The sequence below is a fragment of the Liquorilactobacillus capillatus DSM 19910 genome, assembly GCF_001434915.1.
GTDB lineage: Bacteria > Bacillota > Bacilli > Lactobacillales > Lactobacillaceae > Liquorilactobacillus > Liquorilactobacillus capillatus.
Genome location: NZ_AZEF01000027.1, coordinates 1 through 20,433 on the forward strand (window position 1 = coordinate 1; position 20,433 = coordinate 20,433).

At 35.7% G+C, this 20,433-nt stretch carries 22 protein-coding genes; 19 read left to right on the forward strand and 3 right to left on the reverse strand.

Annotated features, from left to right (window positions below):
• Positions 1-81: 81 nt before the first annotated feature.
• Positions 82-2,709: a YfhO family protein gene (locus FC81_RS05625; RefSeq protein ID WP_083478767.1), complete on the reverse strand. Its 2,628-nt coding sequence runs from the start codon at positions 2,707-2,709 to the stop codon at positions 82-84.
• Positions 2,710-3,052: 343 nt separating this feature from the next.
• Here FC81_RS05625 and FC81_RS05630 point away from each other — a divergent pair, with 343 nt between their 5' ends.
• The 6 genes from FC81_RS05630 (at position 3,053) to FC81_RS05655 (ending at position 9,241) form a co-directional block, all read left to right on the forward strand.
• The gene (locus FC81_RS05630; RefSeq protein ID WP_162254821.1) at positions 3,053-3,508 is read left to right on the forward strand and encodes a GNAT family N-acetyltransferase; all 456 of its coding nucleotides are present in this window, start codon (positions 3,053-3,055) and stop codon (positions 3,506-3,508) included.
• A 403-nt stretch (positions 3,509-3,911) separates the two neighbouring features.
• Complete coding sequence (locus tag FC81_RS05635) at positions 3,912-5,183, forward strand: PTS sugar transporter subunit IIC (protein WP_057744078.1); 1,272 nt, start codon at positions 3,912-3,914, stop codon at positions 5,181-5,183.
• A 2-nt stretch (positions 5,184-5,185) separates the two neighbouring features.
• The gene (locus FC81_RS05640) at positions 5,186-6,049 is read left to right on the forward strand and encodes an alpha/beta hydrolase (RefSeq protein WP_057744080.1); all 864 of its coding nucleotides are present in this window, start codon (positions 5,186-5,188) and stop codon (positions 6,047-6,049) included.
• A gap of 489 nt (positions 6,050-6,538) precedes the next feature.
• Complete coding sequence (locus tag FC81_RS05645) at positions 6,539-7,669, forward strand: 5-methyltetrahydropteroyltriglutamate--homocysteine S-methyltransferase (protein ID WP_057744082.1); 1,131 nt, start codon at positions 6,539-6,541, stop codon at positions 7,667-7,669.
• 168 nt (positions 7,670-7,837) lie between these two features.
• On the forward strand, positions 7,838-8,734 hold the full coding sequence (locus tag FC81_RS05650; RefSeq protein ID WP_057744085.1) for an NADP-dependent oxidoreductase: 897 nt from the start codon (positions 7,838-7,840) through the stop codon (positions 8,732-8,734).
• A gap of 48 nt (positions 8,735-8,782) precedes the next feature.
• The gene (locus tag FC81_RS05655) at positions 8,783-9,241 is read left to right on the forward strand and encodes a GNAT family N-acetyltransferase (RefSeq protein WP_057744087.1); all 459 of its coding nucleotides are present in this window, start codon (positions 8,783-8,785) and stop codon (positions 9,239-9,241) included.
• A gap of 239 nt (positions 9,242-9,480) precedes the next feature.
• Here FC81_RS05655 and FC81_RS05660 read toward each other — a convergent pair whose 3' ends face one another.
• The gene (locus FC81_RS05660) at positions 9,481-10,056 is read right to left on the reverse strand and encodes an NAD(P)H-dependent oxidoreductase (protein WP_057744089.1); all 576 of its coding nucleotides are present in this window, start codon (positions 10,054-10,056) and stop codon (positions 9,481-9,483) included.
• 6 nt (positions 10,057-10,062) lie between these two features.
• Complete coding sequence (locus FC81_RS05665) at positions 10,063-10,635, reverse strand: TetR/AcrR family transcriptional regulator (protein WP_057744092.1); 573 nt, start codon at positions 10,633-10,635, stop codon at positions 10,063-10,065.
• Positions 10,636-10,814: 179 nt separating this feature from the next.
• Here FC81_RS05665 and FC81_RS05670 point away from each other — a divergent pair, with 179 nt between their 5' ends.
• From FC81_RS05670 to FC81_RS05730, 13 genes are all read left to right on the forward strand, one after another.
• Positions 10,815-11,285, forward strand: coding sequence for a P-loop NTPase family protein (locus FC81_RS05670; RefSeq protein ID WP_268871909.1), 471 nt, complete (start codon positions 10,815-10,817; stop codon positions 11,283-11,285).
• The gene (locus FC81_RS05675) at positions 11,282-12,277 is read left to right on the forward strand and encodes a S66 family peptidase (RefSeq protein ID WP_057744096.1); all 996 of its coding nucleotides are present in this window, start codon (positions 11,282-11,284) and stop codon (positions 12,275-12,277) included. The genes FC81_RS05670 and FC81_RS05675 overlap by 4 nt, the downstream gene beginning before the upstream one ends.
• Positions 12,278-12,390: 113 nt before the next feature.
• Entirely contained in the window at positions 12,391-12,627 is a 237-nt protein-coding gene (locus tag FC81_RS05680; protein WP_057744099.1) for a hypothetical protein, read from the forward strand.
• 26 nt (positions 12,628-12,653) lie between these two features.
• Positions 12,654-13,166 carry a ClbS/DfsB family four-helix bundle protein gene (locus FC81_RS05685; protein WP_057744102.1) on the forward strand — a complete coding sequence of 171 codons (513 nt, stop codon included), beginning with the start codon at positions 12,654-12,656 and terminating at the stop codon, positions 13,164-13,166.
• Positions 13,167-13,392: 226 nt separating this feature from the next.
• The gene (locus FC81_RS05690) at positions 13,393-14,910 is read left to right on the forward strand and encodes an ATP-binding cassette domain-containing protein (RefSeq protein WP_057744105.1); all 1,518 of its coding nucleotides are present in this window, start codon (positions 13,393-13,395) and stop codon (positions 14,908-14,910) included.
• 253 nt (positions 14,911-15,163) lie between these two features.
• Entirely contained in the window at positions 15,164-16,072 is a 909-nt protein-coding gene (locus tag FC81_RS05695) for an ATP-binding cassette domain-containing protein (protein ID WP_057744108.1), read from the forward strand.
• A 4-nt stretch (positions 16,073-16,076) separates the two neighbouring features.
• Positions 16,077-16,853, forward strand: a complete 777-nt coding sequence (locus FC81_RS05700; protein ID WP_057744110.1) for an ABC transporter permease — start codon at positions 16,077-16,079, stop codon at positions 16,851-16,853.
• Positions 16,854-17,196: 343 nt separating this feature from the next.
• Complete coding sequence (locus FC81_RS05705) at positions 17,197-17,628, forward strand: LytTR family DNA-binding domain-containing protein (RefSeq protein ID WP_057744113.1); 432 nt, start codon at positions 17,197-17,199, stop codon at positions 17,626-17,628.
• Positions 17,628-18,080: a DUF3021 domain-containing protein gene (locus tag FC81_RS05710; protein WP_057744116.1), complete on the forward strand. Its 453-nt coding sequence runs from the start codon at positions 17,628-17,630 to the stop codon at positions 18,078-18,080. The genes FC81_RS05705 and FC81_RS05710 overlap by 1 nt, the downstream gene beginning before the upstream one ends.
• Before the next feature lie 159 nt (positions 18,081-18,239).
• Positions 18,240-18,593 (forward strand): YjdF family protein, encoded by a 354-nt coding sequence (locus tag FC81_RS05715; protein ID WP_057744119.1) that lies wholly within the window; start codon positions 18,240-18,242, stop codon positions 18,591-18,593.
• A 152-nt stretch (positions 18,594-18,745) separates the two neighbouring features.
• Complete coding sequence (locus tag FC81_RS05720; RefSeq protein ID WP_057744122.1) at positions 18,746-19,384, forward strand: HAD family hydrolase; 639 nt, start codon at positions 18,746-18,748, stop codon at positions 19,382-19,384.
• A gap of 34 nt (positions 19,385-19,418) precedes the next feature.
• On the forward strand, positions 19,419-19,925 hold the full coding sequence (locus FC81_RS05725) for a cysteine hydrolase family protein (RefSeq protein ID WP_057744125.1): 507 nt from the start codon (positions 19,419-19,421) through the stop codon (positions 19,923-19,925).
• A 31-nt stretch (positions 19,926-19,956) separates the two neighbouring features.
• Positions 19,957-20,421: a GNAT family N-acetyltransferase gene (locus tag FC81_RS05730; protein ID WP_057744127.1), complete on the forward strand. Its 465-nt coding sequence runs from the start codon at positions 19,957-19,959 to the stop codon at positions 20,419-20,421.
• Positions 20,422-20,433 lie beyond the last annotated feature (12 nt).

Here is a 20,433-nt window from a genome sequence, read left to right on the forward strand (position 1 = left end):
TCTGTCATTAGTAATAGAGAAATCTATTACCAACAACAGATATTGTAGAACCCTTTATTTGTAATTATTATGAATGGGTGGTTAATCCTTAAATAGCGCCTTTTTGGGGTAATACTGATGACATGGCTTACTCGACCAATAGAATTCTAAAAGAACGTATAAGAAGAAACTGCTCAAGGAGATAAGTAGACCTAATTTTAGACCTGGAACATGATAACTTAAGATAAGATGATTATCACCTGGTTTAAGTTTGAGGATCATCATGCTTCCGAGTGCTCGCTGTGGGGTAATCGTCTTGTTATTACGTTGAACTTGCCAACCCTTATCATATGGAACAGCAAGGTAAAGCATCTGCGAATGCTGGGAGGTAACTTTAATCGACCCACTGATTTTAGTTTGGCCAAGACTAGTGCTGATTTGAGGGGTAAAGTTCTGGTGTCGTGCCTGGTTAACGACTTCCTGAAATTTAGCTTGATCAAGATTATAAAAATGCATGTACTTCTTAGCATTAGGTTTTTTTGTGCTGAAACTAATTTGGATCTTTTTCTGTCGGGGAAAATTCCCGATATAGCGAAGATACTTATGGCGTTTTGTCTCACTACTAAAAGGAAGCTTTCTTCCATTAACACGCATTGTGACATAGTTGTTATGTCCAATTGCATTATCAAGATATACCGGGCCAGCAGCACTATTTTTGATAATATAGGTATACTTATAGCTATTAGAAGAGGGTGCTATGGCTGCTTTTTTTACTGTTTGAATTTGAACTTCTTTAAAGTAAGGTTCGTTACTTCTTTTTAGTGCTTGTAGGATCTTTTCTTGATTGATAATCGCACTGGACTTATGCTGCATCTTAAGCTGCAAAGTTGCGAAAGCTGGCGAAACAATAAAGCCACTACCGGCAAAACTATTATTTGTGCGGATAAGTGGTTGTTTATCAGCAAATGTAAGGGAATACTTTATGCCAAAAAGAAGCTCTGTTACAGGAGTTAAACCAAGTGAACTAATTCGCCGGACATTTTTGCTAAAAAGGCCTAGTGAATGTAATGTTTTTCGTGTAGCTTCATTCAAAGTCGAGCTATAGAAATCGATCCCATAGAAGTTGAAGAGTAAAGGATCATTGTAGTTATAGTAATTTTCACGGTAAGCTTTATTAATTAGAGAATTAGAATTATTTACTCGGAAAAGTTCATTTGACGACTGAGTAAGCTGTTTTATTTGAGCTGCTTCAAGATTAAAATTCTTTTGATAGATCGTCTGGTTACCAAAAGGAGTTCCTTGCATAGCTAAAAGAAAGTTACAAATAATTTCAAAGCCAATTATACTGGTTAAAAGACTTTTTCTCCATATGATTTTAGGCCAAAAGATTAAAAATGATGTAAGTAAAATAAAGATCAGACTAAGTATAACTGATGTTAACGACGTTGACTGGGGCAAGAGCTCTTCTCCCTTGAAAGATTGTGCAAAATAATGGCGTAGGAACCACGGGGTAAGGTAGCTTCCAAGATAACCGAGCACAATAGCACTTGCTAAAAGCATTGGGAGTAACTGTTTCCAGCGACGGTCAAGGTCTAACAATCCTTTCTCCCACGCCTGATAGGCAAAAATAATCAGCATAAAGCTGATAAAAAACGAATTTCGAAATGGAAAACCAGCTGGTTGCTGACCTAGATGCCAGATACTATTACTTACTCTGAATAACATACTCAGCAAAAGAATTATTAAAAGCACCGCCGCATTCTTTTTACTGGAATTTTTAATTTGTGGATGAACAAAAAAGCAGAGTGTGAGTAGTGTGACAAAAGTTGTGCTGAAGATACTAGGTGCATGTGCTAAACGTGACATGTAATCTGAAGCGCCAACACCGAGCTGACTTAAAAACTCAAGACCAAATTGTGGTGCAAGCGTAAAATCTTTTAAGCTGCCACCCTTTGCAGTTTGCAGCATCCCCAAAGCGGTGGGGAGTAATAAGAAAGCTGCACTTAAAGCACACAAAAATTCGCTTATAAGGAATTTAATGATTATGGAGAAATTTCCATGCCAAAAATGTTGCTGTGGTTTACTTTTCTCCAATAAAGTATAAATAAAATAAAAGCAAGCAAATAAACAGGTCATATAGCCTAGGTAGAAATTAGTTAGAATACTAATAAATAACCAGCTGAAGAAATTCCTCGTGCGGCCAGTAGACACTAAAAGTTCAAGACCATTAATGACAAGTGGAAGCCAAATTAAAGTATCTAGCCACATAATATTGAAATAATTAAGTGCTACAAAGCCACAGAAGCTATAAATTGATCCTAAAATTGCTAGCATGATTTGTTGTTGTTTAAAATGTCTTTCTAGAAAATAAGTCATACTAAAAGCTGCTGCAGTAATTTTAAGAATAATAATAATTGTAACTATTTTAGAAATAACTGCAGCATTGGGAAAAAGTAGAAATAGAAAGTTAAAGGGGCTAATTAAATAATAAGCAATAGTTGGAAAAAAATTTGCCCCCAATGATTGGGAGAAAGAATAAAATTGAAATGAGTTTGTTAACAATGTATGGTGCAATGAACTGAAAAAAGCGATATATTGGCTCCCCATATCACTGATCAGCAGATTATTATTTCCGAAAGGAGTGATTTGGGCCGCCGCCATTATTAATATTCCAAGTGAAAGGGAAATAAGTGCAGCAATTAATGGAAAGAAAAATCTATTTTTAGACATAGTCGACACCAGCTTTTTATTATTGTTTCCTTAGTTGAGCTACTTGTAATGGTTATCTAGGTATCTTAATAAGAGCAGCTTCAATTTCAGCTTACCAATCTTAAAAGCAGGGTGCAAATTATACACATTACTTAAAAATAAAAAGACTTTAGCTTCGAATTAATTAAAATAATATTAAAAGGGAGAAAACGAGGGAGAAAAAATGTTTGTTGAAGTAAACTATGCTAGTATTTACTAGGAAGTTCCCTAAGTTTTAGTATAATGATGGCTAATTAACGATAATGAGGTGTTAAAAATCGAAATAGAAATACTGCATCCAAGGAAAGAAATGCTTTTTCAAATCATGGAGATTGAAAGAAACGGATATTCAGTAGCAGAAGCAGCAAGTCTCAGCACGATGCGAACACGTTTAGAAACTATAAATGACAGTTTTTTAATAGCACGTACCAAAGATAGTGATGATGTTATTGGTTTCGTTGTAGGGGCGGCAACCAACGAACGTTACTTAGAGGATAAATCTTATGAAGAGGTTGTTCCCAATAAGCATGATGCACAATATTTGAGTATCTTAAGCTTAGCTGTCCATCCTGCTGTTCAAGGATGTGGGATAGGAACACAGTTGTTAACGGCATTTGCTCAATTAGGGATACAAACAGAGCGAAAGGCAATCATATTAACTTGTTTAGAAGATAAGATCCCTTTTTATCAAAAAAATGGTTATCAGGATGAGGGAGTATCAACTTCAGAACGCGCTGCTGAAAAATGGCATAAGATGTTGTTACCATTGGTGAAAAAATAACATATATGGTTCTTACAAAGCGATGAAAATTCAATATTTGACCTTAAAAACAAAGTAAATATTTATTTATAGAATACTGCAAAAAGAGTATTATGCTCTCCCTTTAGAGGCTTTCTTTATATTTTTAAAAGGAGCTGTGCCAAAAGTTAAATTTTGGCACAGTCCCTCTTTTATTGCGTATAAACGTGTTCCATAAGTCAAAATTCTCCGTCTAACTTCGAATTACTCATAGCAAAGTACTCGCTATGTTCGTAATTTCGAGTTATTACTCAAATTTTCCCGGCTTATGTCACACTCTCTTTTTCGGGAAAATAAATTCGACTTGCAAAACCTAAAATAATGACGACGAAAGTCTCTCTTGGTGGTACAATCAACTCAGTTGAGAGATAAAGAGGGATGATCAATGCGAGAGAATAGATTATGGAGTTTCTTATATAAATTACAAGATAAACAACAAAAATGGTTGTGGTTACGTAGTTGCTATTTTGGACTCAAAACAACCGGACCATTATTATTACTAGGTATTTTGCTACAAGGTCTAACGTTATCATTTTTTCAACCACACGGTTTTTTTTATGTCATCTACCGACTAGACCGGCAAGTCTGGGTACCACAAGCGAACTTTATCATTCATTCATTAAGCTGTATTGTTTTTGGTATGACTTTGTTACTCTTGTGTACTGCCGTGGCATGGTATCGTGCACGTTTATTTAGTAAAAAAGAAACTATTCCAAGCATGGTTATAGCACTTTTTCTTCTTTTTTTATTTAATTTCCATACTAAACGGATGCCTTCAGCAAGGTTAGGCCAAGTCATTTTAAACGGTAATATTCCTTTTATTGAAGTTCTTTTTCTCGGATTAGTCAGTGCTTATTTTTATCATGGATTGAACAAGTTTTTACATTTTAAGTCACTTTGGTCAATAGCCGGTGCCACTGTTTCTTTGGGAATTGTACTTAGAGGGTTTAAGCATTTATTTAATGTAGGTTTTTTTGCTAGTTTATCAGGTCCGCTTTTTGCTGAGATTAGTAGTCTCTTAGGTGATGACCAGACACAACTAGGGACAATTATTGTGCGTGAAGTCGGACGGAACCTTTTGGTGTGGCTAGGTTTTGTTAGCCCTGAACAGATACTAGTAGCACATACTGATAGTGATTTAAGTCGGGCTAACCTTTCAGCTGCGTTAATCAAGAATAACTTGGAGGGCTTACCGCATCCATTGAACATTTATAGTTTAAGCGACTCATTCGCTGTCTTAGGTGGTTATGGACAGATAATGGCATTACTATTGCTCTTTATCTTATTTTCGCGTTACCGTAAACGGCGACGAAATGCATGGCAGAATTTTTTGCCGGTTTTTTTGAACCTTAATAGTAGCTTTTTAGTAGGTGTTCCTGTCTTCTTCAACGTAATCCTTTTAATTCCTTTCCTCATAGTTCCGACGGTTAGTATCTTATTAGCTGCTGGTGCAATAAAGTTGAACCTCATTCCACCGGCAGTCTATCAGGTTCCATTGAATACACCAACTATTCTAAATGCTTTTATGGGAACTAATGGCAACTGGGATGCATTACTTTTTACGCTTATAGTTCTCTTGGTTAGCATGCTCTTGTATTATCCGTTCTTTAAGGTGACAGAAACAACACTTTATCGAATTCAGAAAGGGACGGAGTAAAAATGAGAAAAAAAACAGTCATGCAGTCATTTAAGCTTTTAATAATAATCATTGTGATCCTTGTTGCCCTTGTAGGACTACCGGCTTACTTTTGGACCAAAAGTCATGTTACAAAAGAACGTGTTCAAAATCGATCGCGCTTATACCCAATTATTCTGGTCCCCGGTTCAAGTGCTACTGAAAATCGTTTTGATGGCTTGATTGACAACTTGAATACAGGAAATAAAAAAACAAGTTTATTAAAGATCACAGTAAAAGAAAATAATCATTTACGTATCAGCGGAAAAATCTTTCCACGTGATACCAGGCCGTTTATTGTAATTGCTTTTCAAAATAACCATGACGGGTTTCGAAATATTCAAAAACAGGCTAAATGGATGGCACTGGCAATGGACTACTTAACACGAAAGTATCAGTTTAATCATTTTTCAGGTATCGGTCATTCAAATGGTGGACTAGTTTACACACTCTTCTTAGAAAAATATTTGGATCAAAATAAACTGCTTTTAGATAGATTAATGACGATTGGAACTCCATATAATTTTGCAGAAACTAACATGAATAAACAAACTAGTATTTTACAGGAGCTGATTTCCCGTAAAGAAAAATTGCCACGCAGTTTAGCGGTTTACTCAATTGATGGAACAACAAACTATACGACAGATGGGATCGTACCTTCAACAAGTGTTAGCACAGGTAAATATATTTTTCAAAATCAGGTTGCTCAATATACTAAGATCACCGTTACTGGTAAAGATTCACAACATTCAGATCTACCACAAAATAAGGAGATCATTCAGTTAATAAATGAATACATTTTACAAACAGGCGTTACAGGACCAGACGCAGCGAATACTCCTCAGTAATTGATTAGGTAGTTACTTTTTGAGTGTAAAAAGATAAGCAATTATTACTTGACATTCGTAAGAGTAAGAGATATATTTATAGCCAAGAATTAAAAAAACATTAGAAAAAGATGAGTAATCAGTGCTAGAACTATCATAGAGAGCCGGTATGCTGAAAAACGGTATAGTTCTAACTGATGAAGATGGTCTTTAGTGATTCTGAAGATAGTGAGTTTTGAGAAGTTAAAATAAGCTATCTACGCTTGATATTCGTTATCATATCTAAGCATAGCTCTTTCTAAGTGTGCTTATTGAGGGTAGCACTGTGATGTGCTACTGAATCAGGGTGGTACCACGTGAAAACAACTCGCGTCCCTAGGTTTAGATTCTTAGTGATCTATGACCTAGGGGCGCTTTTTTATTTTATGGAAAAGAGGTGACACTTTTAGCTTTAAATAAGATGGTGATCACAGTTTTTGTAATAGATATTAAAAAGGAGATTAAGCAATTATGGTTAATACAACAGCAACTAAATTACATTATGATATCGTCGGTAGTTTTCTGCGCCCACAACAATTGAAACAAGCGCGGAAACAATTTGAGGCTGGGCACATCACCCATTCAGAATTAACAGTAGTTGAAGATGATGCGATCAAAGATTTAGTAAGAAAAGAAAAAGAAGCAGGTTTGAAAATTGTGACGGACGGAGAGTTTCGGCGCAGTTACTGGCATTTAGATACATTTTGGGGCTTTAAGGGAATTAAACATACTATCCCAGAACATGGTTATTTTTTCCATGACGAGGAAACGCGTGCCGATTCTGCAAGAATTACAGGGCAAATAGCCTTTCAGGCAGATCATCCAGATGTCAAGGCGTATCAATTTCTGCAAGACTTGATAGCTGATGATGGAGACGTTACCGCACGGCAAAGTATTCCTTCACCAGCACAGTTTTATGCAGAACTTGTTCGGGGGGAAGAAAATGAAGCAGCGGCTAAGAAATATTATCCTGATGAAACCAAGCTAATTACGGACATTGGGCAAGCATACCATGATTTAATTATTGCGCTTTATGATTTAGGCTGCCGTGACATAAAGTTGGATGACTGTACATGGGGGATGATCGTCGATGAGGGCTTCTGGAAAGCAATGACTAATGGGGCATTCGACCGACTTGAGTTGCAGAAATTATATTTAAAATTGAATAATGCAGCACTTGTTGACCTTCCAGACGATTTGCGCATCAGCACTCATATTTGTCGGGGAAATTATCATTCAACTTGGGCAGCATCAGGTGGTTATGCTCCAGTTGCAGAGCAGTTGTTTGCAAGAGAGAATGTCGCTGCATTCTATTTAGAATTTGATGATGATCGTTCAGGCGATTTTGCACCATTGGTTGCTGTTCCAGATGGAAAGCAAGTGGTCTTAGGATTGGTGACAAGTAAAAAACCTGAGTTAGAGAGTCAAGCGGATTTGATAAAGAGAATTAAAGAAGCTGCACAATATGTTCCATTAGAGAACCTTTCATTGAGTACCCAATGTGGATTTGCTTCAACTGAAGAAGGTAATAAGTTAGATGAAAATCAACAATGGGCAAAAATTAAGCTGGTTATCGAAACAGCTAAAAAGGTCTGGAATTAGTTCAAAGTCAAATATTATTTTTATTTAAAACAAGGTCTAAGATAAAAAATTCTATCTTAAACCTTGTTTTTTATGTTTGCCTAAAAAGCTCTATAAATCTACTATGCTATAATCACCATTAGGAAACGCTTTAATATGTGATTTTTAAATAGAAAGGATGATTTTAAAATGTATGCTATCCAGATGAAGGATTATGGAGATGTCGATGTCCTCGTTTCTGTACAAGTGCCACTTCCGAAGTTGAAGCCAAAGCAGGTACTACTTAAACAACATGCTGTCGCGATCGATCCTTATGATGTTGGTTTTCGGGCAGGCCTAAAAGGACGTGAGAAGGTTCCACCGTTAGTTGCTGGTTCTTCTGCTGCAGGTGAAATTGTGCAAGTTGGTGAAGCAGTAACAGAATTTAAAGTGGGTGAACGGGTTGCTGCCAGTCCACATTTACGGTGCTACGCTGAGTATGTGGCTATTGGACAGTCCCAACTAGCACACATACCGCAGAATGTTACTTATCAACAGGCTGTAGCTTGTGCATTAGGTGTTCAAACAGCGTATCAGATTGTGCATGATGAACTGAAGTTAACGGAAAAGGAGCGTGTGCTAATTCACGGCGGTTCAGGCAGTGTTGGTTTTGCGGCTATCCAATTTGCACGTCAGTATCACCCTAAGGAAATTTATACGACTGCAAGTGGTAAGGGAGCTATTTTTTTAAGACAGTTTGATAAGCAGTTGCAGGTGATTGATTATCGTGGGGAAGATTTTAAAAATGTAGTTCCACCAGTAGATAAAATAATCGATACGATCGGTGGGCAAAATTTAAAAGATTCATTAGCTGTTTTAAAACCTAACGGAAAATTAATTTCAACAGTTTCTGATGATGCTGATACACGTGTTCAACTCTATTTTTTAAAGTCAAAAGGGAAAAAGTTAGAAGCTGTACTTAATCAAGTTTCTACCGGCAGCTTTTATGTTAAAATAGCTGAGAGTGCTCCTTTTACGGTTACTAACTTAAGGAAGTTCCATCAAACTAAGCACGCTGTCGGCAAACTGGTCTTAACCTTTGACTAAAGAGGAGTTAGCGGTTTATTAATTACGGTTATGCTAGGAGAGAATTGGATGAAACTTGTAAGAATGTCTCAGAAAAACTATGAGAAGTATATTATCGGTACTATCAAAGAATATGCAGCTGAAAAAACGGAAGCAGGTACGTGGCCTGCTAGTGAAGCGTTACAGTTGGCAAAAGAGGAGTATCGGCGACTTCTCCCAGAGGGGCTTGCAACAAAAGATAATTACTTCTATACCTTTGAAGAGGATGGAGAAACAATCGGCTATCTCTGGTTTGCGAACAATACACATCAACCAGGCAACGCTTTTATCTATGATTTTGCGATCGATACAGTATTTCAGAACAAAGGTTTCGGTACGCAAGCTTTAGGTGCTATTTTTATTGAAGCACGCAAATTAGGCTTTAAAAAAATTGGCTTGCATGTTTTTGGTCAAAATACACGCGCAATACATGTTTATCAGAAATTAGGCTTTACCCCAACTGATATTACAATGAGTCGAGATTTATAGTCGTGAGAAAAACAATAAGGCAGTACAAAGTCGGGAAAATTTGACTTATGGAACACGTTTATACGGAATAAAACAGGAGCTGTGCCAAATTTAACTTTTAGCACAGCTCCTTATTTATTTTGCATAAAGTTTATTTTTTATATAAGGTATTTATTTATCTAATAATTAAATAATAAATAATAAATAATTCAGACGTAGCTTACAAACTATGTTGGTTTAAACGATTAGTCCCAACTTAGCTATATCAGCTTAGAGATAGTAGCTAAGTATGTTTGCAATTGCGTTGGTGATTTCGAGTCAATTCCACCTAGATTATGCCAAACGGTATTTTTAATCCCCAACTGCTTTAAAGTTGTTTTAACAAAAGTTCTATTGATCGAGTTTCCACAGAAAAATTTTAAATACCATGTCGGCGAAGTTGAAGTCGTGAAAACATATGCTTTTTTTATATTAGTTAATTGCCCTGCGATTCCAGTTTTAGTTGGCAAATAAGCAAATCTTTTCTTCATAACTTTATCAATGAAGCCCTTTAGCATACCGGGCAGATCATTCCACCAGATAGGTGTTATAAAAATGAGCTGGTCGGCTTCTTTTAGCATTTCTTGGTAACGTAATACAAGTGGATCGAGTGTTTTCCCTGTGTTAAAGAGAGCAAGTTCTGCCTCAGTATAAAAAGGCATAAATTTTTCCGCATACAAATTTATTACTCGATATCTTGCCCTTCTTTGATTCATATCCTTTAGGATTCTTTCTAAAATAGCATGATTAAAACTTTTGTCGTATGGATGACAGTAAATAATTAAAGTTTGTCCCATATTTTATTACTCCTTTATTAATAAACTGTTCAAAGTGCTGGCTAAAAGAGGCTGGCTGAATTCAGTTACGCCTTTGTGGACTAGAAGTATATATCCTTGTAAAAAAGCCCAAATTTTAATAAAAGTTTCGCTAGGATCTAAATCTAGGGACTCATCTTTAATTATACAAGCAATCAATTGATGAACCTTATTCAGAAGTGGAAAGTTGTCTTGTTCTTTATTATTCTGTGCATAAACAGTCATTGAAACTGGATTAAAAAATAAAAAATCAAGTAGGTTTCCTTGTTTTTCAAAAAGGTTAAAAATATTTTTACCTAAAAGAAGAAGTTCTTCACGTGGTTTTGGTAAATTTTCTTTTTTATGACTGTTCTCCTTAATAAAATCTGCAGAAATTTCAAACATTAGTGAAGTAAATAATTCATCTTTACTTGAAAAATGTCTATAAAATGCTCCCGTTGTAAGCCCACAACTGTCAGCAAGTTTTCGAAGAGAAAGTTCTTTATATCCTCTCGTATCAATCTCCTTAATTGCCGTAGCAATAATTGTTTTTTTCGTATCGCTATAATCTTTAGCTACCAAATAAATCCCTCCTCCCAATATGATAACAGTGTTATCAGACGAGAACAAGTGTATAAAAATGTTATACTGAATAATACGTAGTTATTGAAGCAGGAGTTAAGCGGCGATACGATTAGTGGGCTAAAGATTTTACTTATTAATTTTGGCGGATTTAGGAGGGGTAATATATTAAAAAAATAATTTTATTGCGCGGTAATTCCGGTTCAGGTAAGACGACTACAGCCAAGAGCCTAAAAGAGTTTCTTTCACCGCGAGTATTATTGCTAAGTCAAGATGTTTTAAGAAAACAAATGTTAGCTGAGCCAGATCATATAGGAAATATGTCGATTGGTTTATTTAAGAATATTATTAATTGGGGAACAGTTAACACTGACTACATCATTATTGAAGGAATACTAAAGAGGAGTGTTTACCAGTCTTTTCTAGAAGCTCTTAAGCAAGAGTATGGGCCAAAATTGTTAAATTTTTATTTTAATATTTCATTTAAAGAGACAGTTACAAGAAATAATTTAAAAGCACTCCCTTTTTCAGAACAAATATTAACTCAATGGTGGCAAAACGAGGATCTATTAGGAAATGAAGATGCTGTTTTTACAGATGATGAAACATTGGAAGAACGTTTGACAACGATAGAAGGTTATTTAAATTGAGCAAAGAAGACAAAGCAGCAAGATTAACGATTGGTTATTATTCAGCATCAACTCCGATTACAGCAATTTCGCCGCTTAGATTTGAACGTGCGAAAAAATATCTTACAAAAAAGAATATTCAGCTGGTTGCGGGGTCTCTGACGGGAAAACAGGACTATTACCGTTCTGGGTCGATTTTGGAAAGAGCACAAGAAATCAATGAACTTATCCATAATGCAGATGTTGATGTGATCATGGCAACAATTGGTGGCACCAATACGAATGCTGTACTACCGTATATAGATTATGCCTATCTACAACAGCATCCTAAGACTTTCGTTGGTTATTCAGATGCAACTGCTTTACTGTTGGCAGTTAAGTCACAGGCTCCTAGCTGTCGGGTATTATATGGGCCTGCATTGGTAGCATCATTTGGTGAATGGCCACCTTTTGTAGATCAAACATGGGCGGCTTTTATAAAGATTCTGACTAATAACTGCCAAACGGTCACATTAAACGCTCCAGCTTATTGGGCTGATGAAGCTTTAAACTGGAATGAATATCAAAGAGCTAAAAAACAACTGAAAAATAAATGGGGATATACTGGTCGTCGAGAAGGAAAACTAAGCGGTAAAATAATAGGCGGTAATTTAAATACGATCTACGGTATCATTGCATCTAAATATTTCCCTAAGTTGCATAGTGATGATTTATTATTTATTGAAGATGCAGAAAAAGATGCAGCAACAGTTGAAAAAAACTTCGCAATGTTGAAAAATGCTGGTGTGTTTGATATTGTTAAAGGTATTGTTTTAGGTAAACATGCTCTTTTCGATGATTGCGGCAGTAACAGAACGCCGCTTGTGATTTTAAAAGAGGTGCTAGATGGACAAGATCTTCCTATTATTTATGGTTATGATTGCTGTCACACCGTTCCGATGTTAACAACTCCCTTAGGTGCACGAGCGGAGTTTGATCTTTCAGCACAGACAGTAACTTTTTCAAACTATTAATTAAAAACCTGCCAAGTAATTCTTCTAAAAATAATTTGTAAGAAGAGAATGAACTAGTTATAATTTAAGTAGATAATATTACACGGTAGAACTTATTAGTAGATGTTTAAAGTATGAATAATGAGGATGCCAGTATTGGGGTTTACGGAAGGATTGAACATATGAAGGTAACAACTTGGTGGATTATTAGTGCTATCTGGTTAGTTTTTTTTGTAGTTGCAGCACTTGCCGTTATTTTATTAGGGACGGCGGCAGATTTTAGATTGATGTCTTTTATTGTACTCAGTGTGGTTTTTATAATTATTTTACTATTGCAGTTATTGCTGCTGTTATTCGTGAGAAAACAGTAAATTCTTAAATAATTGGGAGGGGTAAAATGAAAAGCTACTCTTCAAAAGAAGATTTAATTGCAGCTATTCGCCTAAGCTATACCAAGTTTATTCAGGAATTTAAAGATATTCCAGCCAGTTTAGGCAATAAGCGTTCTGATCTGGTTGATAAGACGCCAGCTGAAATGTTGGCGTATCAGTTAGGCTGGATAGCACTTTTACTATCTTGGGATGAACAAGAACTAGCTGGAGTCGAAGTCCAGACGCCAACGCCAAATTATAAATGGAACGAGTTAGGTAATTTATATCAGGATTTTTATCGGCAATATGCCGACCTATCTTTAAAAGAACTACAAGTGAAGCTAGATAAATCAGTGGTACACTTGATTGACTGGGTCAAAAGTTTAGACAACCAAGACTTGTTTGAGCCTGGGCAAAAAAAGTGGGCTACTACTAAGGCAATGTGGCCGGTTTGGAAATGGATTCATATTAATTCCGTTGCTCCATTTACAAATTTTAGACCAAAAATCCGTAAATGGAAAAAAGCTGTTTTAGATTAAGTTGCATTATATAGTTATATACGCTAGACTTAACTTATCTTAAGAAAGAACGAGGTATTTGAACAATGCGCATCTAATTGGTTTTTAAGCTTAGAACAATTTTAGCTAGTTGTTTTTGGGCGGGATCAATCGGTGTGGCAATGATTCAAGTACGAATCAGTGTCCCCTATTTGGGGACACTTTTTTTATAATCGGTTAGTTTTCCGCCTCAAAAAGGAGGAATTCGATGTCGTTAATAATACTTAAAGATTTAAAAAAGATTATCCGTAGTCAACAGCTGTTTTATGTGGATCATTTAAAAGCAGCTAGGGGAGAGAAAATAGGTATTGTTGGTCGTAATGGTTGTGGAAAGTCAACACTTGCCAAGATTATGGCTAAGAAAGATAACAATTATACCGGGAACATACTTGTTAAGGGAAAATTAGTCTATGTTCCACAGTTACCAGTTCAAATTGCTGAGTTAAGTGGTGGGCAAGCTGCATTTGCTGTTTTACAAAGAGCATTTAAACAAAAACCGTCAATCCTAATTCTTGATGAACCAACTGCCAACCTTGATGAACGACATCAGCAATGGTTGTGTAAGCAGTTGTTGCAATCCCAAGGACTGTTACTGTTTATCTCACACGATCGCAATCTATTAACAAAAGTCGCAACAAGTATTTGGGAAATTAAAGACAAGCGGGTTACAGCATTTAAGGGTAAGTACGTAGATTATTCGTTGCGAGTTACAAGAGAGCAAAAGAAGCAGCGGGCATTGTACCAAAACCAAACTAAAAAGCAAAAGGAGATCACTGCTGCGGTGCAACGTAAGAAACAAAAAGCTGCCAGTGTTCGCAAGGGACGAAAGATGGGGCAGTTTGAGCGAAAAAATACTAAGTTTTTACGTGAAGCAACGGCTGCTAAAATCGAACAAAATGCACGTAAAATATTGAAACGTAATCGCCGCACGAGTACAATTACAAAACCGATCGATCCATTCAACATTAAGATGATGCAAACAGCTTTACCACCTTTTGAAGGTAAAACAGTTATTAGCGCTACCGGTTTTAATTTGAATTATAAGTCTAAGAAGTTATTGAAGGAAACCACGTTTAAGATTAAACCAGGTGAAAAAATAGCACTACTCGGTCCTAATGGTAGTGGAAAATCAACTTTACTCAGCGCGATTTTTAAATGTGCACAAGGTCTTTTTATCTCGAAATCCGCACGAATAGGCTTTTTTAAGCAAAACTTAATAAGTTTACCACAACATGAAGAAGTTGGGACGTTTATCCGCCAAAAAGCCGTTCTGGATTATCAATTTGTGCGCCGGTTTATGGGTGCTTTAGGAATCTCTGCTGAGTTTTTCACACAGAAAATTGCTTCACTGAGTGGAGGAGAGTTAGTTAAGCTACAATTAGCCGCTATTTTAACGGGGAAAAATAACGTTTTATTACTGGATGAACCAACAAATTTTCTTGACATGACAGCTATTTCTGCTTTAGAAGAGTTTTTACAGAAATATCCAGGGACTGTTATTTTTGCTGCGCATGATAAAATGTTTTGTCGGCATGTTGCCACGCGAACACTTGTATTTCAGCAACAAGACTTGATTGATCCTGAACAAACTACAATTAGGGTAACCCCTAAAACTGAATTACCACTGTTAAAAATGGAATACGATCGGGCACTGCTTGATTCTACAGTTACGATTGACCAATTAAGAGTATTAGCACAAAAAATTCATGATTTAGAGAAAAGTTAAAATTTTAGGCGTAGACTGAAACATAATGTTAAGCTTATCAAAAAGAGTTTTAGCATAAATAATCAACTTGACTTTAAGCGTTTTTTTCAATAACATGAAAAAAGATTAAAGTGAATTAATTTATAAAAAGCTGATATATATTAGACAATATTTGCTTTTTGAAGATTATTAATAATATGCACAATGATGACAGGAGATAATAATTATTATTTTAGCAGTATGTCATCATTACATAGATAAAGGGGAAGTAGCTATGAACGACATTTTAACTGTCGAAAAACTAAATAAGTCTTTTGGTTCAAAAAAAGTCCTAAAAGATGTTTCTTTTAATGTTCAACCAGGTAAAATTGTAGGTTTAGTTGGACCTAATGGTGCAGGTAAAACAACTATCATGAAGGCTATTTTAGGACTATTTGATTTTCAAAGTGGTAATATTTTGGTTAATGGTGAACGGATCTCAATAGTGCATCATCAACCATTAAGTGATGTTGGGGCGCTGATTGAGTATCCAGGTATATATCCATTCTTAACAGGAAGGCAGCACCTAGAGCTCTTTGCTGATAATGAGACTACTCGAAAAGAAGACATTCAAAATATTATTACGAAACTGAATATCGAGTCATACATTGACCGCAAAGCCAAGGGCTATTCACTGGGGATGAAGCAGAAACTAGGAATAGCATTAGCACTTTTAAATAAACCTAAACTCGTGATACTTGATGAGCCGATGAATGGATTGGATCCTAAAGCAACAAAGGAACTACGTGATTTAATTCTCCAATTGACTAAGGCAGGCACTACCTTTTTAATTTCAAGTCATATATTAAGCGAACTGGAAAAGTTGGTTGATGAGATCGTCGTAATTGACGATGGTAAGATTATTAAACAAACCAGCATGGAAGCTTTAAGTGATTCAAACGGAAATTATTTAGTTCTAACAACTTCTGATGATGAGAAAGCACGTAAGGTATTTATTGACGAAGGAATTAAATTAGAACAAACAACCGAGATAAGAATTAAGAAGACAAGTGATGATCAATTAGCAAGTCTGATCCAATTACTAAGTAACCATGGAGTCAATATTATTGATGTTCAACACGAACACAGCGACTTAGAGACGTCATTATTGGATCTTTTGGATAATAAGCAGGTGGAGGAGTAGAACGATGGTAACTTTAATAAGGCAAGAGATTTTTAAATTAATTCATAAAAGAAGCACACTTATCGGGACAATTGCATTATTAGTGTTAATGACTATTTTTGCAATTTTTAGTAAATTGCAGCCTAGTTTTTCAGATCCTAAAGGTGATTTTATTGCTGCCTACGGTGGTCTCTCATGGGTCGTGTTCTTTATGATCGCAGCTTGTAGCACAATTATTGCGATGGAATTCCAGTATGGAACGGTTAAAGAATTACTTTACCGCAAATATTATCGGGGACAGATTTTAGCAAGTAAGTGGATTACGATGTTCCTTTATTCACTATACTTTTATGTTTTATCATTTATTTTTTCTATTATCTTAAAACTAGTACTTTTCAATTCAAAATTTAGTTTAACTGATCTTTATTCCAATGATCAATCCATCATGCACACCACTTTAGTTACCTACGCGGGAAACTTTGTTGGCTTGTGGTTATTACTAAGTTTAGTTCTCTTGTTGGCAAATGTCTTCAAAAGCTCAGCAGCCGCTATTTCAGTTGGAATTGTTGGTTATTTTGCAACTAGCATTGTTTCAAGTCTGCTCTTTATGCTAATTAATAAGTGGGAATGGGTTAAATGGAACCCGCTTAATATGTTGAATTTACCAACACAATTAAGTAATTCAACAGTTGTTGGTACTTTAACAAGATTGTCAAATGCCGAATTGGTTTGGGGAAATCTGATTTATACAGCTATTTTCCTCTTCCTTGGTTACCTAATTTTCCGCAAACGTAATGTTTAGTACTTAATAATAATCTAAGAATAAAATAAACAGCGACTAGATCAAAGGAAACTCATTGATCTAGTCGCTGTTTATTTTGTCTATCGATACTCCGTGTAAAATGGTTGTTGAGACACGGAACCTTATTGCTTCAAGTTATTCTTGAACAGATAAATTCATTAAGTGAACATAATATTTATACAGCACTGCAGACTTATTTTAGCATAGTCTAAGAATGATAATCAGACTAGTAGGGATCTGTTTACAACCGTTGATCTTTAATCTAAGTCCAATTATCATTTTAGCATGTTAAAGATACTCGGTTATCGTATACTAAAATTGAAATGAAGGGGGTGAAATGAGAATGCGTGTTAACTTTTATATTGATTCGGAACAAGAAGAACATGTTGATTTCTTCTTGAAGAAGATTGAACCTTGGCATCAAGATATCGCAGCTAATTTACAACAAGAATTGACTTTCATTTGGGGATATAAAGAACGGATTGCAGCACCACTTGATTTGAAACACATCAGCCGTTTTTACACAGAGAATAAATATGTTTTTTGTAGTACAAAGCAGGGGAGCTTTAAAGTTAAGCAGCGAATTTATCAATTAGTCAAAGAACTGCCTGAACCATTTATTCAAGTTTCAAGCAGTGAGATAGTTAATTTTAATTTTGTTGATCATCTTGAGATGACTTCAACGGGGACGATTATAATTCGACTAGATAATAATGAAACAGCGTTAGTTTCACGACGATTTATGAAAGAATTAAAAAGGAGACTGAAATTATAATGAAAAAAAGAATATTTATAGTAGCAGCTGCTGGGGTTCCACAAGGCATAACTATCGGGTTATTAATATCACTTGTTTTTTCTTATATTTATCGACTTGAGAACTATGTTCCTTCTGCACCATATTTTACTGAAATGTTTAAGCATCCACTCAATGCAATAGCAGTTTCAATTGTTTTATGGGCATTAATGGGTATCTTATTTTCGACAACTAGTTTAATTTTTACTAAAGAGAACTGGAGTATCACAAGACAAACTGTTACTCACTTTATAGTGACTTTTGTTGGATTTGTTCCACTAGCGATCCTTGCGGGGTGGTTTCCACTTAGATGGGGAGTCTTTATTTTCTTTACGATAATATTCGTTATTATCTACGTTTTCTTATGGTTTATCAGCATGTTAAAAGCAAAGCATGATATCCAAAAAATTAATAGAAATATCAAAAAAAAGTAATTTAAAGTATGAAGATAATTTGGTATACTGAATAAGATAGTAAAAACACGGTCTGGTCGGTAGTCCAGACACTAGTTTTTAGCAGCTTAACAAACTAGTCAGTAACCTGCCTCCTTGGTTGTCCAGCTATCAGTACCAAAAAGGAGGGAGCGGCTTTTTATGTTACGCATAAAAGGAAGTTTAACGATTAGTTATGAACCACCATTTTATCATGGTATTTTTGAAGAAGAAACGGTGCACTCTTATCGTGTTGCACAAGTTAATTTTGGGACCGCGGTTCCTAAAACACGGTTTATCTATTCTTATCTACTAACACATTATCAAGATTTAGTGTTTTATGAGCAGCAGCAAGATGCGTCGCTGGCTTTACACCGAGTTAACCCTAAAAGACGCCAGCGCTTAGCGCGTAAAGCTATCAAGAAAGTCTTTAAGGGGACTAAGGCACAACAAACACTGCAAAAACAGTACCGTACCAAGAAACATGCAGTTAAAGTACATAAAAAAAGTGCATGAAGAACAAAAACAGCTGCAGTACCAACAAAGAAAAGTGAAACGATTACAAAAGCATAAAGGGCATTAAGTTTAATAGTCTTTTTACTATAATATTTAAGGATTGCAACTTGAACTTTTTAATCTGCAATCCTTTTTTATTAGCAGGAGGAAAAATGGAAAATTATATTTTTGATTTTGACGGAACACTGGCTAATTCGGGTAAAACAGCTGTTTTAGCAACGCAAGCAGCTTTTAGGGACTTTGAAATGTCACTCCCAACGACTTCTACCGTTAAATACTATATGGGTGTTCCAATTGAAGTTTCGTTTAAAAAAATGGCAGATAGAAAATTAGCGGATAATGAATTTGATGAATTACTTAAAGATTTTCGTACTCATTATCAAGTATTGGAAACAGCCAACCTAACCTTATTTCCAGGAATAGAATCCGTTTTAGAGCGCTTATTTACATCTAATAAAAAAATGTTCGTTCTTTCAAGCAAACATTCCTCTGCACTCAACCGTAATCTTGAACAATTAAATATTTTACAATACTTTCAAGCTACTTGTGGGTCAGATCAAGTTGAACATTATAAACCGGCTCCTGATGGAATCTATCACCTTGTTGGGAAGTACCAATTACATAAAAGTAAAACAATTATGATCGGTGATGCAATATATGACTTACAAATGGGATTAGCTGCGGAAGTGTCAACGTGCGGTGTTACGTGGGGAGCACATGCTAGTAACCTATTAGCCAATGAGAACCCAACATACCTCATTAATGATGTTCAATCATTACTGGACTTATAAACACTTGCCTTTACTTAATCAGGAGGAATTTAAAATGTTGGGTGATGCATTACTTGTTATTGATCTTCAAAATGGAGTCTGTCATCAAAATAAGGCAGATATTTATCAACTAGAACAACTTCGCATGAAAGTCTCTCAGCGGATTGCACGGTATACAGCAGCCGATCATCCAGTTATTTTTGTACAACATGAAAATGAAACGTTACTGAAAGGATCAGCTGCATGGCAACTGATTCCTGAGATCCCAGTTCCAGCAACTGCTTATTTTGTAGCCAAAATGCATGCTAACAGTTTTTTTCAAACCCCTTTAAATAGACTGTTGCAAAATTTAAAAGTAACAAAAGTAGAGCTTTGTGGAGCACAGAGTGAATATTGTATTGATGCAACGGTCAAGTTTGCACATGGCCTTGGATATCAGCTTTTAATGAGCCATCAGATGACAACTACATGGGATAATGAATTTATGTCGGCAGCAAAGACCATTGCATTTTATGAAAAAATCTGGGATAGACGTTTTTTACAGTTTGTTGACAGTTATTAAGCTGGAATTTTTTAGGAAAGGGCCTAGGGCTATGGAAGAAAAGCTATCTTTCAAACAGATTCAATCTTTAGATGATATACATTATCAATTACTACTAGAGGCAGACCCATCGCGTAAGCTTATTACAGACTATGCCCAAAGAAGTACTTGCATAGTTACTGAAGTAGCAGGGGAACTTGTTGGAATCATGTTACTTTTACCAACAAGACCTGAGACGCTTGAGATCGTAAACATTGCGGTTACTAAGACAAGACGGCAGCAGGGAATAGGTCAGCAAATGCTTATATATGCCAAGTCATGGGCTAAAGCAAATCACTATACAATACTTGAGGTAGGTACTGGAAGTACAAGTTTAGGACAGCTTTATTTGTATCAAAAAAATGGTTTTAGAATTTATGGTGTTGATACAGATTTCTTTATTAAACATTACGCCGAACCGATTTTTGAAAATAAACTACGTTTAAGAGATATGCTGCGTCTACGTTTAGAGGTTTAAACTAATTAAAAT

What these genes read in the sequence shown, in the direction of transcription:
- FC81_RS05655 (WP_057744087.1), top strand. Translation starts at nt 8,783, where the DNA reads ATGAAACTTGTAAGAATGTCTCAGAAAAACTATGAGAAGTATATTATC.
- FC81_RS05625 (WP_083478767.1), bottom strand. Translation starts at nt 2,709, where the DNA reads ATGTCTAAAAATAGATTTTTCTTTCCATTAATTGCTGCACTTATTTCC.
- FC81_RS05685 (WP_057744102.1), top strand. Translation starts at nt 12,654, where the DNA reads ATGAAAAGCTACTCTTCAAAAGAAGATTTAATTGCAGCTATTCGCCTA.
- FC81_RS05710 (WP_057744116.1), top strand. Translation starts at nt 17,628, where the DNA reads ATGAAAAAAAGAATATTTATAGTAGCAGCTGCTGGGGTTCCACAAGGC.
- FC81_RS05660 (WP_057744089.1), bottom strand. Translation starts at nt 10,056, where the DNA reads ATGGGACAAACTTTAATTATTTACTGTCATCCATACGACAAAAGTTTT.
- FC81_RS05635 (WP_057744078.1), top strand. Translation starts at nt 3,912, where the DNA reads ATGCGAGAGAATAGATTATGGAGTTTCTTATATAAATTACAAGATAAA.
- FC81_RS05680 (WP_057744099.1), top strand. Translation starts at nt 12,391, where the DNA reads ATGAATAATGAGGATGCCAGTATTGGGGTTTACGGAAGGATTGAACAT.
- FC81_RS05720 (WP_057744122.1), top strand. Translation starts at nt 18,746, where the DNA reads ATGGAAAATTATATTTTTGATTTTGACGGAACACTGGCTAATTCGGGT.
- FC81_RS05700 (WP_057744110.1), top strand. Translation starts at nt 16,077, where the DNA reads ATGGTAACTTTAATAAGGCAAGAGATTTTTAAATTAATTCATAAAAGA.
- FC81_RS05730 (WP_057744127.1), top strand. Translation starts at nt 19,957, where the DNA reads ATGGAAGAAAAGCTATCTTTCAAACAGATTCAATCTTTAGATGATATA.
- FC81_RS05640 (WP_057744080.1), top strand. Translation starts at nt 5,186, where the DNA reads ATGAGAAAAAAAACAGTCATGCAGTCATTTAAGCTTTTAATAATAATC.
- FC81_RS05630 (WP_162254821.1), top strand. Translation starts at nt 3,053, where the DNA reads ATGGAGATTGAAAGAAACGGATATTCAGTAGCAGAAGCAGCAAGTCTC.
- FC81_RS05725 (WP_057744125.1), top strand. Translation starts at nt 19,419, where the DNA reads ATGTTGGGTGATGCATTACTTGTTATTGATCTTCAAAATGGAGTCTGT.
- FC81_RS05715 (WP_057744119.1), top strand. Translation starts at nt 18,240, where the DNA reads ATGTTACGCATAAAAGGAAGTTTAACGATTAGTTATGAACCACCATTT.
- FC81_RS05690 (WP_057744105.1), top strand. Translation starts at nt 13,393, where the DNA reads ATGTCGTTAATAATACTTAAAGATTTAAAAAAGATTATCCGTAGTCAA.
- FC81_RS05695 (WP_057744108.1), top strand. Translation starts at nt 15,164, where the DNA reads ATGAACGACATTTTAACTGTCGAAAAACTAAATAAGTCTTTTGGTTCA.
- FC81_RS05645 (WP_057744082.1), top strand. Translation starts at nt 6,539, where the DNA reads ATGGTTAATACAACAGCAACTAAATTACATTATGATATCGTCGGTAGT.
- FC81_RS05650 (WP_057744085.1), top strand. Translation starts at nt 7,838, where the DNA reads ATGTATGCTATCCAGATGAAGGATTATGGAGATGTCGATGTCCTCGTT.
- FC81_RS05705 (WP_057744113.1), top strand. Translation starts at nt 17,197, where the DNA reads ATGCGTGTTAACTTTTATATTGATTCGGAACAAGAAGAACATGTTGAT.